Origin of the sequence: Rhodoferax sp. (assembly GCF_034519335.1) — a bacterium.
Classification (GTDB): domain Bacteria; phylum Pseudomonadota; class Gammaproteobacteria; order Burkholderiales; family Burkholderiaceae_C; genus Allorhodoferax.
Genome location: NZ_JAXHOL010000007.1, coordinates 18805 through 33229 on the forward strand (window position 1 = coordinate 18805; position 14425 = coordinate 33229).

Annotated in this window: 15 protein-coding genes; 3 read left to right on the top strand and 12 right to left on the bottom strand. The window is 54.3% G+C overall.

Annotation, left to right across the window (positions count from 1 at the left end):
* Positions 1–60 precede the first annotated feature (60 nt).
* The gene (locus U5O12_RS04995) at positions 61–1911 is read left to right on the top strand and encodes a DUF294 nucleotidyltransferase-like domain-containing protein (protein ID WP_322577578.1); all 1851 of its coding nucleotides are present in this window, start codon (positions 61–63) and stop codon (positions 1909–1911) included.
* A gap of 28 nt (positions 1912–1939) precedes the next feature.
* On the opposite strand, the gene U5O12_RS05000 is transcribed toward U5O12_RS04995, so the two are convergent.
* The 4 genes from U5O12_RS05000 to U5O12_RS05015 form a co-directional block, all read right to left on the bottom strand.
* Positions 1940–4120 carry an exonuclease domain-containing protein gene (locus U5O12_RS05000; protein WP_322577579.1) on the bottom strand — a complete coding sequence of 727 codons (2181 nt, stop codon included), beginning with the start codon at positions 4118–4120 and terminating at the stop codon, positions 1940–1942.
* Between the two features lie 9 nt (positions 4121–4129).
* Positions 4130–4525, bottom strand: a complete 396-nt coding sequence (locus U5O12_RS05005; RefSeq protein WP_322577580.1) for a hypothetical protein — start codon at positions 4523–4525, stop codon at positions 4130–4132.
* A gap of 143 nt (positions 4526–4668) precedes the next feature.
* Positions 4669–6474, bottom strand: coding sequence for a sodium:solute symporter family protein (locus tag U5O12_RS05010; protein ID WP_322577581.1), 1806 nt, complete (start codon positions 6472–6474; stop codon positions 4669–4671).
* Between the two features lie 12 nt (positions 6475–6486).
* Positions 6487–6747: a DUF4212 domain-containing protein gene (locus tag U5O12_RS05015; RefSeq protein WP_322577582.1), complete on the bottom strand. Its 261-nt coding sequence runs from the start codon at positions 6745–6747 to the stop codon at positions 6487–6489.
* 343 nt (positions 6748–7090) lie between these two features.
* Between U5O12_RS05015 and U5O12_RS05020 the strand changes: the two genes are divergently transcribed.
* Both U5O12_RS05020 and U5O12_RS05025 read left to right on the top strand, forming a co-directional pair.
* A complete protein-coding gene (locus U5O12_RS05020; protein WP_322577583.1) occupies positions 7091–7648 on the top strand; it encodes a hypothetical protein in 558 nt (185 codons plus the stop codon).
* 165 nt (positions 7649–7813) lie between these two features.
* On the top strand, positions 7814–9073 hold the full coding sequence (locus U5O12_RS05025) for a putative Na+/H+ antiporter (RefSeq protein ID WP_322577584.1): 1260 nt from the start codon (positions 7814–7816) through the stop codon (positions 9071–9073).
* A 16-nt stretch (positions 9074–9089) separates the two neighbouring features.
* Here the strand turns inward: U5O12_RS05025 and U5O12_RS05030 are convergent, their stop codons facing one another.
* The 8 genes from U5O12_RS05030 to U5O12_RS05065 form a co-directional block, all read right to left on the bottom strand.
* A complete protein-coding gene (locus U5O12_RS05030; RefSeq protein WP_322577585.1) occupies positions 9090–9731 on the bottom strand; it encodes a 2-hydroxychromene-2-carboxylate isomerase in 642 nt (213 codons plus the stop codon).
* 25 nt (positions 9732–9756) lie between these two features.
* The gene (locus tag U5O12_RS05035; RefSeq protein WP_322577586.1) at positions 9757–10509 is read right to left on the bottom strand and encodes a YbaK/EbsC family protein; all 753 of its coding nucleotides are present in this window, start codon (positions 10507–10509) and stop codon (positions 9757–9759) included.
* 100 nt (positions 10510–10609) lie between these two features.
* Complete coding sequence (locus U5O12_RS05040) at positions 10610–11521, bottom strand: hydroxymethylglutaryl-CoA lyase (protein WP_322577587.1); 912 nt, start codon at positions 11519–11521, stop codon at positions 10610–10612.
* An 88-nt stretch (positions 11522–11609) separates the two neighbouring features.
* Complete coding sequence (locus tag U5O12_RS05045; protein WP_322577588.1) at positions 11610–12206, bottom strand: hypothetical protein; 597 nt, start codon at positions 12204–12206, stop codon at positions 11610–11612.
* A 5-nt stretch (positions 12207–12211) separates the two neighbouring features.
* Positions 12212–12733, bottom strand: a complete 522-nt coding sequence (locus tag U5O12_RS05050; protein ID WP_322577589.1) for an AAA family ATPase — start codon at positions 12731–12733, stop codon at positions 12212–12214.
* A 40-nt stretch (positions 12734–12773) separates the two neighbouring features.
* Positions 12774–13175: a hypothetical protein gene (locus U5O12_RS05055; RefSeq protein WP_322577590.1), complete on the bottom strand. Its 402-nt coding sequence runs from the start codon at positions 13173–13175 to the stop codon at positions 12774–12776.
* A gap of 67 nt (positions 13176–13242) precedes the next feature.
* Positions 13243–13371 carry an AAA family ATPase gene (locus tag U5O12_RS05060; RefSeq protein WP_322577591.1) on the bottom strand — a complete coding sequence of 43 codons (129 nt, stop codon included), beginning with the start codon at positions 13369–13371 and terminating at the stop codon, positions 13243–13245.
* 114 nt (positions 13372–13485) lie between these two features.
* Positions 13486–14415 carry a 2-hydroxyacid dehydrogenase gene (locus U5O12_RS05065; protein ID WP_416221451.1) on the bottom strand — a complete coding sequence of 310 codons (930 nt, stop codon included), beginning with the start codon at positions 14413–14415 and terminating at the stop codon, positions 13486–13488.
* Between the last annotated feature and the right edge of the window lie 10 nt (positions 14416–14425).

Genomic DNA, 14425 nt, shown 5'->3' on the forward strand with positions numbered 1-14425 from the left:
TGACGTTCACCTCTAAATGGTCGCCTTAGTTTGGCGAAAAAGTTTTACTAGGACACTGCTGTGGAACCTGAAACTCTAGTGCACCGACTTCAGAAACATTACGCCTTCTCTCAAGCTAACGATGCAAGCCTGCTGCGTCTAGCAGAGATGGGGACTCCCCTAAATGCAGCTCCCAGGCAAAAGATTGCCGACCCGCACGAACATACAGAATACCTGTACCTCCTTCTTGAAGGCAACGCAGAGATTCACGATGCGGATCAAGAATTGACACTTCGACTGCAGGCCGACAGCTTGACGGGCTATGGCACTCGTTCAAGCTTGCACGGAACTGCTTGGACTACGACCGGAATCTCTTCGACTATTTGGCTTAAATGGTCATCAAAAGAGATCGATTTGCTTTGTCAAACCGAACCTGCGATGGGCTTCTATTTGTCGCACAGAAAGCCCGAGGCCATCGAAGCCCCCCCTATAGGTACCAGGCAGGCTACATCCAATTGGCTGTCTGCGCCTGTGCGGACGTTGCTTCGCAGTGGCGAGGCGATCTGCATCCAGCAGGAGGCGTCCGTACGAGATGCCGCGATATTGATGTCAGAGAGACAAGTTTCAGCAGTATTGATATTGGATCAATCACGGCTTTTGGGAATCGTCACAGACAAAGATCTGCGCAACCGGGTTGTATCTACCGGTCTCAACATTCAAAGCCCTGTATCAGCAATAGCAACACTTCAGCCACGCACGCTGAGTGCTGGGGACAAAGGGTTTGACGCCATCATGCTCATGGCCCAACAGCACATCCATCACATTCCCATCTTGGAAGAGGGGTTGCCCATCGGAGTCCTCTGTGCCAATGATCTTTCCGAACAACGCCAAGCATCGGCGATATTCCTCGTAAAGAATATTCAGAAGCAGTCAACGACTGAAGGTCTGTGCCAAGTTGTGTCCGAAGTGGGGCGACTACAGCTCACACTTGCTCTGCAGGGGGCAAGTGCTCTCATCATAGGAAAAATGGTGACTGCCATTACTGATGCACTAACCAAGCGCTTGCTTACCTTGGCACACACGAAATTCGGCCCTGCGCCGATTCCGTATTTGTGGGTGGCTGCCGGGTCCCAGGCACGCGAAGAACAAAGTGCAAAAACTGATCAAGACAATTGCATGATCTTGGACGATGCTTACTCTGCGTCCGAACACGGGGCCTATTTCGAACAATTTTCAAGGTGGGTGTGTGATGGACTCGACGCCTGCGGATACATTCATTGCCCCGGGGAGATGATGGCGATGACAGCCCAATGGCGCCAGCCATTAAAACAATGGCGGGCATACTTCGAACGCTGGATCCGAACCCCAGATCCAAAGGCCCTCATGTTGACGTGTGTTTTCTTTGACATGCGCGCCATTGAAGGTGACTTCACTTTGCTTCAATCATTGCGCGCGGCAGTATTGGAAGCCACTCGCAAAAATAGTTTGTTCTTGGCTCACATGGTTGGCATTGCACTAAAGCACCAGCCGCCTCTGGGACTTTTCGGTCAATTAACCTTCAGTCGGAATCAAGAAAATCTCCGAAAAATCGACCTCAAACACGGCGGGACAGTCCCTATCATTGACTTGGCACGGATTTACGCGCTAGCCGGAGGAAGTCATGCCGTCAATACCGATGAGCGTCTTATCCACGCAAGCGAAGGTGGCGAAATTAGTGAAGACAAAACGAGAGATTTGCGCGAGGCTTTGGAATTGATCGCAGGAATGCGAATTGATCATCAAACGCGGCAAGTGTCTGCTGGGCTTCGACCGGACAACTACTTGGAAATCAATGAGCTATCCCACTTGGAGCGCTCTTTCCTCAAAGAGGCGTTCGGAGTGGTAAAGGGCTTGCAGAGCGTTTTAGAGCAGCGGTATGGCGGGAGAAATTGACTACCAAGCCCTACCCATGTGCTACCCGTCAGTAATTCAACCGGGCCAAATACGTCGCCCGAGAAGCTTCAATTGCTTGGCGCAACGTGTAAATACCTCTAGATTGTAATTGTGGCACAAAGCGAGCGAACAGCTCAGCTGTCACCAAGGCATCGCCCAACGCTGTGTGTCGACCTTGAATGGCCAATCCATATCGCTCGGCCAAAGCATCAAGCCGATTGGATTTCTGACTGGGATAAAGCACCGCTGCAATTAGCAATGTGTCCAATACCGGATGATTAAATGCAACGCCCAAGCTCTCAGACTTGATTTCAAGAAATTTCATGTCAAAGGCAACGTTGTGCCCAACCAGCACACTATCTTTGGCAAAAGCGTGAAAAGCAGGTAACACCCTCTCAAGAGGGGGTTGCCCTTCCACCATTTCTTGGGTAATCCCGTGAATCGACGTGCTTTGCGCTGGAATCCGCCTTCGCGGATCGACCAATTGATCAAAGACTTCTGTTGTGAGAATCTTAGAGTTCACGATGCGAGTTGCGCCTATTTGGATAATCTCATCGCCGTCTCTCGGATTCAAACCAGTTGTCTCAGTGTCAAATACGGTGTAAACCAAGTTTGAGAGCATTTGATCTTCCAACGCCCGGACTTGAGGACTCATCTGGAACAAATCAAAGTCGTAATATTCTGGCCGTCCAGATGTGCGCGCGGGAAGTACTTCACTGCTACTTGTGCCCTTGAACGATGTTAATGTGGACGGCAAGTCCAGACGAAAAAAGCCTTCGTGCCTAGGTCGATCACGCTCAAACCACATTTGACCGCCGTGACGTGTTAGTACATCCCGGGCTGACAGTGGCAAATCCACTTCATCAATACGCATTCCATCCATTTCCCAAGACATTACAGTTTCTGTACTCAAGGGCAACCCCGGCCAAACGACATCCAAATATACCCTTCCGCTGCTCTTGCTGATACGCAACCGTACTCGTCGGACCTCGTATTCGGTGTTCAACCGTTGCACCAAAGAATGCACAACCTGCAACAAGCCATAGCTATCCACGCGCATCAGTATGGGCTCGGCAGGATGCTCAACGGTCACTTGCACCTTCGAGCCTTTGCCGATTCGATGGCATGCCAATTCCAGCCAGTCACTTGCCAGCGCCTCCTCAAGCGGCCAGCGTGTTGGGGACTGATGACGCATCTCGGACAAGGCGTCGCCCAATAGCCCGACCAATGAATCAGCCTGGGCTCGGAGGTCGGCTGCCTGTCCCGAAGCTGGACTGATCGCAGCCATGCAAAGGATGTTTCCAGCAATGGCACGTGCAGATTGCAACCATTGCAGCACTTGCCGGTCACGAAGTGTGTCCGACTCAAACGTCTGCGTTATGTTCTCCAGCGTTAGCACATAGCCTGACAGCGCTGCGCGGGGAGCATGGGCATCGCCCTCCAACTCCTCCGTTGAAAGGACCGGGGCCACTTGGACCCGGAGCAATTGCCCGCCATGGGTATGGGTCACGAATTGTGCATGGGGCTGGTCTGCTCCATTGCGCAGCCTTCGCTCGATGCTCTCCACGGCATGTTGAATAAGCTGTTCATCAAATGCCGTAAAGATGGAGCGACCAATTCCCAATAATTCAGTGCCTTGATGGGCCCAAGAAAGTTTCGACAGAGCTTTGAACTGCAAACGTGCACGACGGTTATACAGAATGATGCGCCCGTCGCGATTACATACAACCACACTCTGAGACAACTCAGACATCAACGCGGCAAGACGACTTCTCTCTTGTTCCAAGCGGCTACCAGCTATCGCGACTTGTTCAGCGATATCCGCGCGCACCTCATCGCGTTGATATGCCAATTGCTGCAGAACACCCAACAATTGCTTTCCTGCTTGGGATTGAGCTGGAAAGTTAAATCGCGACTGGCCAGCCTTCAAGAGTAAATGAGAGGCTTCTGCAATTTGATGGAATTCTATGATCCAGCGCTGAGAGCCATGCCACGCAATCAGGCCAATAAGAAACAGAACAGGAATGGCCGCAAGAAGAAGTAAAGGCCAGCGCGCCAGATAGACGGGAATTGGAATTTCAATCCAGCTAGTCGGCGGAGAAACGTCGAGGGTTGACCACACCAGACTGACCGATAACGCAATCCACAACAAGCATGCCGCCAGTAAGAAAACAGCAGCGCCGGCAGCAAGAATCCACCGAGGTTTCATACCCGCAAATCAAATATCTGCCTTGTGTGCACGGGCCTGGACTTTGCTTTTTCTGGGCCCAGGCTTGGTTGTAGGCAAGTGGGCAAAACGTGCCAGCGCAAACGACAAGAAAAACTTGATCCAAAGAGTGCTTCCGGCAATAGCCGACCACACCTCATAACGAACAAGTCCCATAACAATAAAGAAAATAGTTACGGCGATCACGACACCGCACACCAGATTGATCGCCATTTCGTACGGGGCAAATTTCTCGGGGTTCAACGGGGACTCCCCTTTTCGTACCGCAACATCGGAAAAATCGCGCCTCACCAGAATCCGCCAGGCGCGACGGAGCCAAAAATACGCGATGGGAAACAGGGCTAGAAACAAAACCCAAGTCATCGCAACTGAAACATCAAAAGTCATTCAAGCACTCCTAGAAGGGCAAACAACATACTACCTTTTCAGCAAAAAAGCCCCGCAAACCGAGCGGCTTGCAGGGCCTCTGCTGGCAACCCTAGGGCCTTTCAGCCTTTGGGGTACGAAGCAAAGTCGGCGGCAATGCGTTTTTAGTGCGCTCCAGTAACCGCAGAAGATCCGCGTGGTACGCGAACAGCTTCCACCATCGCTTCGATGTGATGTGGTACGGGACTTGTGACTTTCGCAACGACAAAGGCGACTGCGAAGTTCAGCATTGCACCAACTGCACCAAAGGCTTCAGGCGTGATGCCGAAGAAGCTATTGGCGCCTCCGATCATTGACAAATACTCAGTGCCCTTCACAAAGAACAGGCCCTTGTGTGCGAACACATAGAACAAGGTGATCAGGAGGCCAGCCAGCATGCCTGCCATTGCGCCTTCTTTATTCATCTTCTTAGAGAAAATACCCATCATGATGGCGGGAAACAGGGAAGAAGCCGCAATACCGAAGGCCAAAGCCACGGTGCCCGCAGCGAAACCTGGGGGATTCAAGCCCAACCAACCCGCGATCACGATCGCGACGGCCATGGAAATCTTGCCAGCCATCAACTCGCCCTTTTCACTGATACCGGGCGCGAAGATGCCCTTCACCAGGTCGTGGGATACGGCCGCAGAAATCGCCATCAGCAAGCCCGCTGCGGTAGACAGCGCCGCAGCCAGACCGCCCGCTGCAACCAACGCGATCACCCAGTTGGGCAGCAACGCGATTTCAGGGTTGGCCAGCACGATGATGTCGGCGTTCACAGTAAGCTCGTTGCCTTTCCATCCTGCTGCTTCAGCCTTGGCTTTAGCGTCAGGGTTTTTGGTGGCATCGTTGTAATACTGGATACGGCCGTCACCGTTCTTGTCTGTGAATTTCAGCAAGCCAGTTTTTTCCCAGCGCTTCATCCAGTCAGGGCGATCCTCTGCCTTGATGGATGCTTCAGGGGCGTACAAATCACCACCAGCTTTCACCGCGGTGTTTACCGTACCATGCAGGTTCAACTTTGCCATGGCTGCCACAGCAGGCGCCGTGGTGTACAGGATCGCAATGAAGACCAATGCCCAGCCCGCAGAGGAACGCGCATCCTTCACCGAGGGAACGGTAAAGAATCGCATGATGACGTGGGGCAAGCCGGCAGTACCAATCATCAACGACAGGGTGTACATGAACATGTTCAATGTGCTGCCGGCGGTGGTTGTGGTGTACTTGCCAAAACCGAGGTCAGTGACTACCAAGTCCAGCTTGGCCAACAAGCTCATGTCGGTTCCAGAAAAACCGGAGCCCAGACCCAACTGGGGCAGTGGATTGCCAGTTAGCTGCAGAGAGATGAAGATTGCAGGAATGGTGTATGCGAAGATCAGCACGACATATTGCGCCACCTGGGTGTAGGTAATGCCCTTCATGCCACCGAACACAGCATACGCAAACACAATTGCCATCCCGACGTAAATGCCAGTATCACTACTCACGCCCAAGAAGCGGGAGAAAGCGACACCCACACCCGTCATTTGCCCAATGATGTACGTGATAGAGGCAGTTAACAAGCAAATCACAGCAATCGTAGATGCGCTCTTGGAATAGAAGCGATCGCCGATGAACTGTGGCACCGTGAACTTGCCGAACTTGCGAAGATACGGTGCCAGCAACATCGCCAGCAACACGTAACCACCGGTCCAGCCCATCAGAAACAAGCCGCCGCCGTATCCCATGTTGGAGATCAGTCCCGCCATCGAAATGAAGGAGGCTGCGGACATCCAGTCAGCTGCAGTCGCCATGCCATTCATCTTTGGGCCTACGGCGCCACCGGCAGCGTAGAACTCAGAGGTTGACCCGGCACGGGCCCAAATAGCAATGCCGATATAGAGCGCGAAGCTCAAGCCGACAAAGATGTAGATTGTGGTTTGAAGATCCATGAGTTGGACTCCTTATTCTTCGTGAACGTCAAACTCACGGTCAATTTCGCCCATTTTTTTACCGTAGTAAAAAATCAGCGCAATGAACACGTAAATGGAACCCTGCTGGGCAAAGAAAAAGCCAAGTGGATAACCCCCAAGCTTGATACCGTTGATTGCATCGGCAAACAGAATGCCCAATCCGAATGAGCACAAAAACCATACGATCATGATTTTTGTGAGCAATCCGATTGTGGCCTTCCAGTATCCGCCTGCGCTTTTGTCGCTGGACATGTGAAGTCTCCTTGGAAGAGTGATGAGTATCAAAAATTGGTGCTGCACACCGGTTTCTTGAACGCCGCCCACTCGTGGCAGGAGGCATTACGAGGCGGACTGTGGGTCTCGAAACTTACGCATAGCTTGCCCATTGCTTCGGCGGGCGATATCCTAGGGTAAGTCCTAGGAAAATTTCACTGCGATTAATTTTTCTAAATGTTTAGTGCATACCGGAACGCTTGACACTGTTAAACCCGGGTCGATTGAAAATGGACCAACAAGGGCTTACCCGGATTTACGTTCGCTGCAGCTCAGGGAATGATGCAGCGCCTTATCAACTTTCGCTCGCTGTTCTCAAAATATGTCCTCTGTCCCCATTGAAGTAACGCTGACTGTTTTTGAGAAAACAGAATTGGGGCACCGCGAGATTCAGTCACGAGAATTGGGGCTGGATCCGTTGACGCGGAGAGTGCTGATCCTGATTGACGGGAAGCGAACGTATTCAGAGCTTGCAATCCTAGTGCCCTCGTCAGACCTCAAAGAGCGGATGCAGGCTTTACATTCCAAGGAGTGCATTGCAGCAACTGTTGTCGCGCCCATTGCTAGTGAAGCAAAGGCACCGATGGCCAAGGCGGCAAACAGTGCAACTCTCACCATTAGTGACGAATTGGCAAAGCTCCCCCCTGCCGAGACGCGCACTGCCAAAGAAGCTGATATGGCGCGCAATTTCCTGATGAATACGGTTAACACAGTGTTTGAACAGAACACCCGACTGACCCTCATGGAGGCTATTTTTGCGGCCCGAACCACTGAACAACTGCGCAAGGTTTACCCTAAATGGGTCGAGACGATGAAAGGCAGCGTCATTGGAACTAAAAGACTGCCAGAATTTCGGGAAAAGCTTTTTCAAGTTCTCTAGCGACATCCAGGCTGCATTTGGCGCACAGCCTCAGATTTGCATTGCCGCTCCCCAACGGCTTGCGCCAAGTCCGCGCCTTGTCGGCCTCATGTCATGAAGTCAAGAACATAATCCTCAGCACTATGGCCGAAATCCGTAGCCGACACCAAAGAGGAGATAAATTTCATGAACCCGACCGCCATTCAGGCCGTTGCCGCAGGCTTGTTTGCCCTAGCATTGATCCACACTTTTTCCACCAAATTTTTTGAGCATTTAGCGCATACCCGTCCAGCCCATGCCGGCGTCTGGCATTTGCTTGCCGAGGTAGAAATTGTCTTTGGTGTGTGGGCGATGATTTTCATGGCCCTCATGGGTGCCATGGAAGGATTCGCTGCTTCCATGCAGTACTTGGACAATCGCAACTTCACTGAGCCTCTATTCGTATTTGCGATCATGGTTGTTGCGGCAAGCAAACCAGTGTTGCAAGTTTCTTCAGCGGCCGTGCAGACGATTGTCCGGTTGATACCAATGCACCGAACCATGGCATTCTTCTTCACGGCGCTGGCAATAGTTCCTTTGCTAGGGTCCTTTATTACGGAGCCTGCAGCGATGACCTTGGCAGCGCTTTTGATGAAAGACACCGTATTCGCCAAGGCCTCGCGCCGGCTCCAATATGCTGCACTAGGGGTCCTATTTGTCAACATATCTATCGGAGGCACCCTAACACCTTTTGCAGCGCCTCCAGTATTGATGGTAGCTGCGAAGTGGGATTTGGATATCGTCTACATGATCACTCATGTTGGCTGGAAAGCGGCCATCGCAGTATTCATCAACGCCGGAGTACTGACTTTGCTATTCGCAAAGGAGCTCAAAGGCATGAGCTACTCCACTCAGTCGCCATACACCGGTGTTCCGGGCTGGGCGATCGCACTACATTTGGCATTCTTGGTAGCAATTGTCATATTTGCGCACCATCCAGCAGCCTTTATTGCAGTGTTCTTATTATTCATGGGAGTTGCTACGGCCTATCCAGCTTTTCAAGAGCGACTAATTTTGCGTGAGGGCCTGCTAGTTGCATTCTTCCTCGGAGGACTCGTTGTCCTTGGAGGCATGCAGCAGTGGTGGCTTCAGCCCGTGTTGCTGAGCATGGATGCAACCTCCGTGTATTTCGGAGCAACCGCACTAACCGCAATCACGGACAATGCGGCGCTAACCTACTTGGGTTCTTTGGTCGAAGGTTTGACACCAGAGTTTAAGTATGCCCTTCTTACCGGCGCGGTCACCGGTGGGGGACTCACCATCATTGCAAATGCGCCGAACCCGGCAGGTGCTTCGATTTTGAAGTCGACTTTCCATCAGGGTGCAATTTCTCCCTTAAGTTTGCTGCTGGGCGCAATACCCCCGACTATCGTTGCAATTGTTTGTTTCCGCCTATTCCCGTTCTGAAACCCGCGGGTGAGTTCTATTTACGCAAGGCAATGGCTGAGGGGATGGCTGCTATGCCATCCCAATCCAAGGTCGCGAACCAAGCGTCCCCTTCGAGATAGGCACGCAACATTGGCAAAGCGTCAAGCCCCCAAAACACTTTGCCATCCACCGCAAAACTGGGCACGCCAAACACCTGCAGCGCAATGGCGTCGTCGGCATGGGCCTTGAGCTGGGCTTTCACGGCATCACTGCCGGGGTCTTGCACGGGAGACAAGTGCTGGGTCAGATCAACCAGCCGTTGCGGGTTCGCGGCATCTGCCCCGCCCACCCACACATGGCGAAACAGGGTTTCGCAGACATATCGGTTGGGCAACCCTGCCGCGTCGCTGGCCACGGCGAGGCGCAGCAGGCCCAGCGGGTTGAAGGGGTGTGCAGCCGGGAAGTCCAGCACCACGCCGTTGCGCTGCGCCAGCCACTGCACGTGGCGGTAGATCCAGGCGCGCTTGGGAGGCACCTCGGCCGGGCCCAGCACCGCGTTGTGCTTGAGCAGCCCACCCAGAAACACGGGCTTGTAGACCACGTGGTGGCTCAGGCCCTGCAAGGCCCGCGGCAGCTCTTCAAATGCCAGGTAGGCATAGGGCGAGATGAAGTCCAGGTAAAACGTGATTTGCTTCATGGGGGGCCTTGGTGAGGCTACGGAATCAGGCAAATGCGCTGGGGTGGGTCTGCCGCAGGCGCTCGGTGATGTGCGTCCACATCACCTTTTTGGCTGCGTCGTCGCTGCGGCCCCATTCGCGAATCTCATCGATGGTGCGAAAACAGCCTTCGCACAGGCCACTGCCCGTATCCATACGGCACACATTCACACAAGGACTAGGCACGTTTTCGGCCATGGGGCTTATGGATAGTGCGCGAGCAGCTAGCGTTTTGATAGCATTTTCACGCGCCAGCGCATCGAGCACGTTTTCGTGCTCAGGCACTTCCACCACATCGGCCACCGGTGCGCCCGTCAGCGCCACCAGGTGCTCGGGGTGCAGCTGGAACACGCCATGCGGATGTCCGGCAGCAGCCCACACCTCATCAAAACGGAACAGCTCACGGTCAATCAGCGTGACACCAGGCATGGCATGCGCCACCGGGCTCACGCCACCAATGCTGAACCCGGTGCGCTCTTTCACGAAGGCCGCATTGGCCCGGCCCAGCGGCCCCACCAGTGCCGCCACTTTGGCCTCGTCCACACGGCGGTCCCCCGAGGTGACGACCAGCACGGCCACATCGTCCTCGATGCGCTTGAAGATGATGCTCTTGGCAATCTGGCCCACGGCCACGCCCAGCGCATCCGCCGCCTGCTGCGCGGTGCGCGCGGCGCCGTCCAGCATCACCGGGCTGTGAGGGTGATTTTTTGCTTGCAATTCGGCAGCGACACGCTGCACGCCTTCGGGTAATTCAGTCAATTCAGCTCCACACATCAAAACAAAACCCCCGCGCTTGTCACTGCGTGTACTGCGCTGCCCCCCAAGAGGGCCCTCGCGCCTTGGGACGGCCCGGCGGCGCTCATATCCCAGCTCGCTTGGTGAGCAGCGCGTTGGCCGCGCGCGAGTGCGGTTTGCGCTGCAGGAAGTCGCTGATGAACTTGCCCGCGTCGATGAGCTTGTCCAGGTCAATGCCCGTCTCAATGCCCATGCCGTGCAGCAGGTAGACCACATCTTCGGTGGCCACATTGCCGGTGGCCCCCTTGGCATACGGGCAGCCGCCCAGGCCGGCGGACGAGGTGTCGTAGTGCCAGATCCCCATCTCCAGGCAGGCCAGCGTATTGGCCAGGGCCATGCCATAGGTGTCGTGGAAGTGCCCGGAGATGTGGTCCACGCTGTAGTACTGCAGCGTCGCGTCCATCGCGCGTTGCACCTTGAGCGGAGTACCCACACCAATCGTGTCGGCCACGCCCACATGCTCCACGCCAATGTCTTTCATCAGCCGCGCCACCAGCGCCACGCGCTCGGGGGCAATCTCGCCCTCATACGGACAGCCCACGGCGCAAGAGATCGCGCCGCGCACCGCAATGCCGGCTGCTTTGGCCGCTTCGGTCACGGGGCGGAAGCGTTCAATGCTTTCCTCGATTGAGCAGTTGATGTTCTTCTGGCTGAAGGCCTCGCTAGCCGCACCAAACACCACAATCTCGTCGGGCTTGGACAGCACCGCCGCCTCGTAGCCCTTCATGTTGGGCGTGAGCACCGAATAGCGCACGCCGGGTTTGCGCAAGATGCCCGCCATCACCTCCGCGTTGTCCGCCATCTGCGGCACCCATTTGGGCGACACAAAACTGGTGACCTCAATCTCTTTCAGGCCCGCGTCCTGCAGGCGGTGCACCAGCTCCACTTTCACGGCGGCCGGCACGGGTTCTTTCTCGTTCTGCAGGCCGTCACGCGGGCCCACATCGATGATTTTGACCTTAGATGGATAGCTCATCAGGTATCTTTCAATGGAGAGTCAATCTGTGCAAACGGACATTTCTACGGAGCTTGTGCGCTTTTTCAAGTCACAGAATCTGCCCGTCTTACTGCAAAAAAATTTGCAGTCGCTCAAACGTTCGCCTCAAACTCGGGGCAGATGAAATAGCCTTGTCAACATCCCAAACATCCGTCACAAACTCTGTTAACCGCTCGTTGTACAACGGGCCTTTCGACATAGGAACACCTTGTGCCGGGACTATCTCGGTAATCAATTTTCGATTTCGTCCCTTACGAACAATGTTGATCAACGACTGCTTCGGGTCTTGAAGAGACTCGGGATCCTGTGTAATTTTGTTCACAGCCACCCCAAAGAAGGCAGAAAAACCGTCACGATCTGCAAGCACCCAAGATTCAATCTCTCGTACTGCGACTCGAAACAACATCGCATCGGGAAGATTGACAACGCCCCATTGTTCTCGCAAAAGAGGAGGACACTCCGCATCATCTAAATCCACCAAAACAACATGCGCGAGCGCATAACTCGCGTTGCGGTATTTATCCAAAGCCTTTCGAATATTGCCTACGCCCTTTTCATTCAAAGTGCGCACTATTTGATAGTCACGTCCTGTGTGCTCAATGACTTTCCGCATAACAGCAAGACTCAACACATCCTCTGCTACCAAAGCGACATCAACTCTCATAGCGATCAGAAAATCGACATCTGTTTGATCTGTTCCGTTTGCGGCTTGTGAACCATTGCCTCGACCACGTTATAGCCAGCCTGCACAAGGGCGATCTCCTGCTCAGTCGCTGTGGCGGCACGAGTGCCGTCACCCGATGGCTCAAGTCGCAGTACGTCTCGAGGGTCAACGCTTGTGTGCTCCAACAAAGCTTCGCTGTGAGTTGTCACAAAAACCTGCCTGCGATGTTTCGCTTTTCGTTGCATTTGCCAAAGCAGCGGAGGAATCTGGCGAACGATTGTCTCGTTCAAGGACAACTCAGGCTCTTCCAAGAGCAAAAGGGAATCACCGTCCAATAGGCTCCACATAATCCCCAAAAGACGCAAGGTTCCATCTGAAAATTGGTCTTCGCGCTGCCAACCTGCATCCGGCCGCCAATGTTCGTAGAGCGCCTCTAAGTGTGGGGTCCCCGTCGAGTCATCACGCACAAACTTCAAGTGCTTCATGTTAGGCACGCAAGCTTGTAGCGCAGCTTCGATTTTTTTCAACCGAGCGTCACGCGTACGATCTGCTGTTTTTGCAATCCGCTCAAGGAACGACTGTCCAAAAAGGGTCTCCCTCCAAGAGAGCGGAACCACCCAACTCCGAATGTTTGAGCAGCTGAGGGACTAAGTGCAAATAAGTCAGTCCACCAAAGAACTGCGCAATCTCACGAAAATCCTTGTTAGCGTTAACCTGCTCCAAGCTGGTCTCTGTCAAACGCTCAGAGTCCAATTTATCTTGATCATCCGGGCGATCTAATGGAGTCTTTCGACTACGCAAGTCTTCTACCTTCTCTTGACTCACGACTACACGCTGGCGCCCTTTTCCTTCACTCTTGAAGGCTAGGGTGTAGCGCCAAATTGCAGGCTCATCCACTCGTTCGGACAACTCCACTTCGATCAACACCTCTGGATCACGCCGAGCCAGAAGGCATCGTAGTTTGGTCATTCCACCACGCGCCTCCACAGCACGCTGCAGCCCTCCTCCCTTCGGCTTAGCCACGTCCCGTAGGAATCTAAATACGTCTAAAAAGATTAGACTTCCCGGACGCATTGGGGCCAATAACAAATACACGCTCCCGTAAGCTAACTTCGACTTTTCGAAAATTGCGCCAGTTCTGTAGCTTCAACTTAGAAATCAACATTACGCGTTCCTTATGCGGAGGATGACGTCAACGCCGTCCTTTTAATTTCTTACCTAGTCGATGATCGCCCATTTTCGATCCGTAGACTGCCAATAGCTGTTCAGTACTTCAAACTCAGTAGCCGCGTATCGCATCTACACGACCCGCCACCGCCTCGCCACGCTGCAGCGCGCCGATCTTGAAGGCGATCTGCGCAATGCTTTCGCTGCGCAGCGTGCGGGCCGAGGTGTGGGGGGTGATGGTGATCTTGGGGTGGTTCCAGAAAGCGTGACCTTGCGGCAGCGGTTCCATACGAAACACGTCGAGCGTGGCGCCAGCAAGGTGGCCACCATCAATGGCGGCCAGCAGGTCGGCATCGACCACATGGGCGCCGCGTGCCACATTGATGAGGTAACCACCGGTGCGAATTTTGGCCAAACGTTCGGCGTTGAGGATGTTTTCGGTGTCAGGGGTGAGCGGCAGCAGGCACACCACGATGCGGCTCGCGGCCAGAAAGGCGTCCAGCTGCGCCGCGCCATGGAAGGACTGCACGCCAGCGATGGATTTGGGTGACTGGCTCCAGCCGTTCACCGGGAAGTCGAACTGCGCCACGGCCTTGGCCACACGTTCGCCCAGCACGCCCAACCCCAGCGCACCTACGGGATAGTCCACCCGGCTGCGCGGCTTGCGGAAGGACCAATTGCCCATGGCCATGTCACTTTCGTAGCCATCGAGCTCACGGAAATGGCGGATGACGGCGTGGCACACGTACTCGGCCATCTGCACCGACATGCCGGCGTCGTCCAGCCGAATGACGGGCACACCCGCCGGCAGGCGCAGCTTCATCAGCGCATCCACCCCGGCGCCGGTGTTGAAAATGGCATTCAGGCTGGTTTGCTCATCCAGCAATTGCTGGGGCGGCTTCCAGACCACCGCGTAGTCTGCTTGCGGGGCACCGGGCTCCCATAGGGTGACCGTGGCGCCGGGCAATGCGGCCTGCAGGCCGGGAATCCAGGAGGCCGCATCCATGTCGGCCGAGTAATAGGTAATGCGCAGAGAAGACATGGACGGATTT

Coding starts and splice junctions, on each gene's coding strand:
- U5O12_RS05000 (WP_322577579.1), bottom strand. CDS start 4,120: ATGAAACCTCGGTGGATTCTTGCTGCCGGCGCTGCTGTTTTCTTACTG.
- U5O12_RS05005 (WP_322577580.1), bottom strand. CDS start 4,525: ATGACTTTTGATGTTTCAGTTGCGATGACTTGGGTTTTGTTTCTAGCC.
- U5O12_RS05010 (WP_322577581.1), bottom strand. CDS start 6,474: ATGGATCTTCAAACCACAATCTACATCTTTGTCGGCTTGAGCTTCGCG.
- U5O12_RS05015 (WP_322577582.1), bottom strand. CDS start 6,747: ATGTCCAGCGACAAAAGCGCAGGCGGATACTGGAAGGCCACAATCGGA.
- U5O12_RS05020 (WP_322577583.1), top strand. CDS start 7,091: ATGTCCTCTGTCCCCATTGAAGTAACGCTGACTGTTTTTGAGAAAACA.
- U5O12_RS05025 (WP_322577584.1), top strand. CDS start 7,814: ATGAACCCGACCGCCATTCAGGCCGTTGCCGCAGGCTTGTTTGCCCTA.
- U5O12_RS05030 (WP_322577585.1), bottom strand. CDS start 9,731: ATGAAGCAAATCACGTTTTACCTGGACTTCATCTCGCCCTATGCCTAC.
- U5O12_RS05040 (WP_322577587.1), bottom strand. CDS start 11,521: ATGAGCTATCCATCTAAGGTCAAAATCATCGATGTGGGCCCGCGTGAC.
- U5O12_RS05045 (WP_322577588.1), bottom strand. CDS start 12,206: ATGAGAGTTGATGTCGCTTTGGTAGCAGAGGATGTGTTGAGTCTTGCT.
- U5O12_RS05055 (WP_322577590.1), bottom strand. CDS start 13,175: ATGACCAAACTACGATGCCTTCTGGCTCGGCGTGATCCAGAGGTGTTG.
- U5O12_RS05060 (WP_322577591.1), bottom strand. CDS start 13,371: ATGTTGATTTCTAAGTTGAAGCTACAGAACTGGCGCAATTTTCGAAAA.
- U5O12_RS05065 (WP_416221451.1), bottom strand. CDS start 14,415: ATGTCTTCTCTGCGCATTACCTATTACTCGGCCGACATGGATGCGGCC.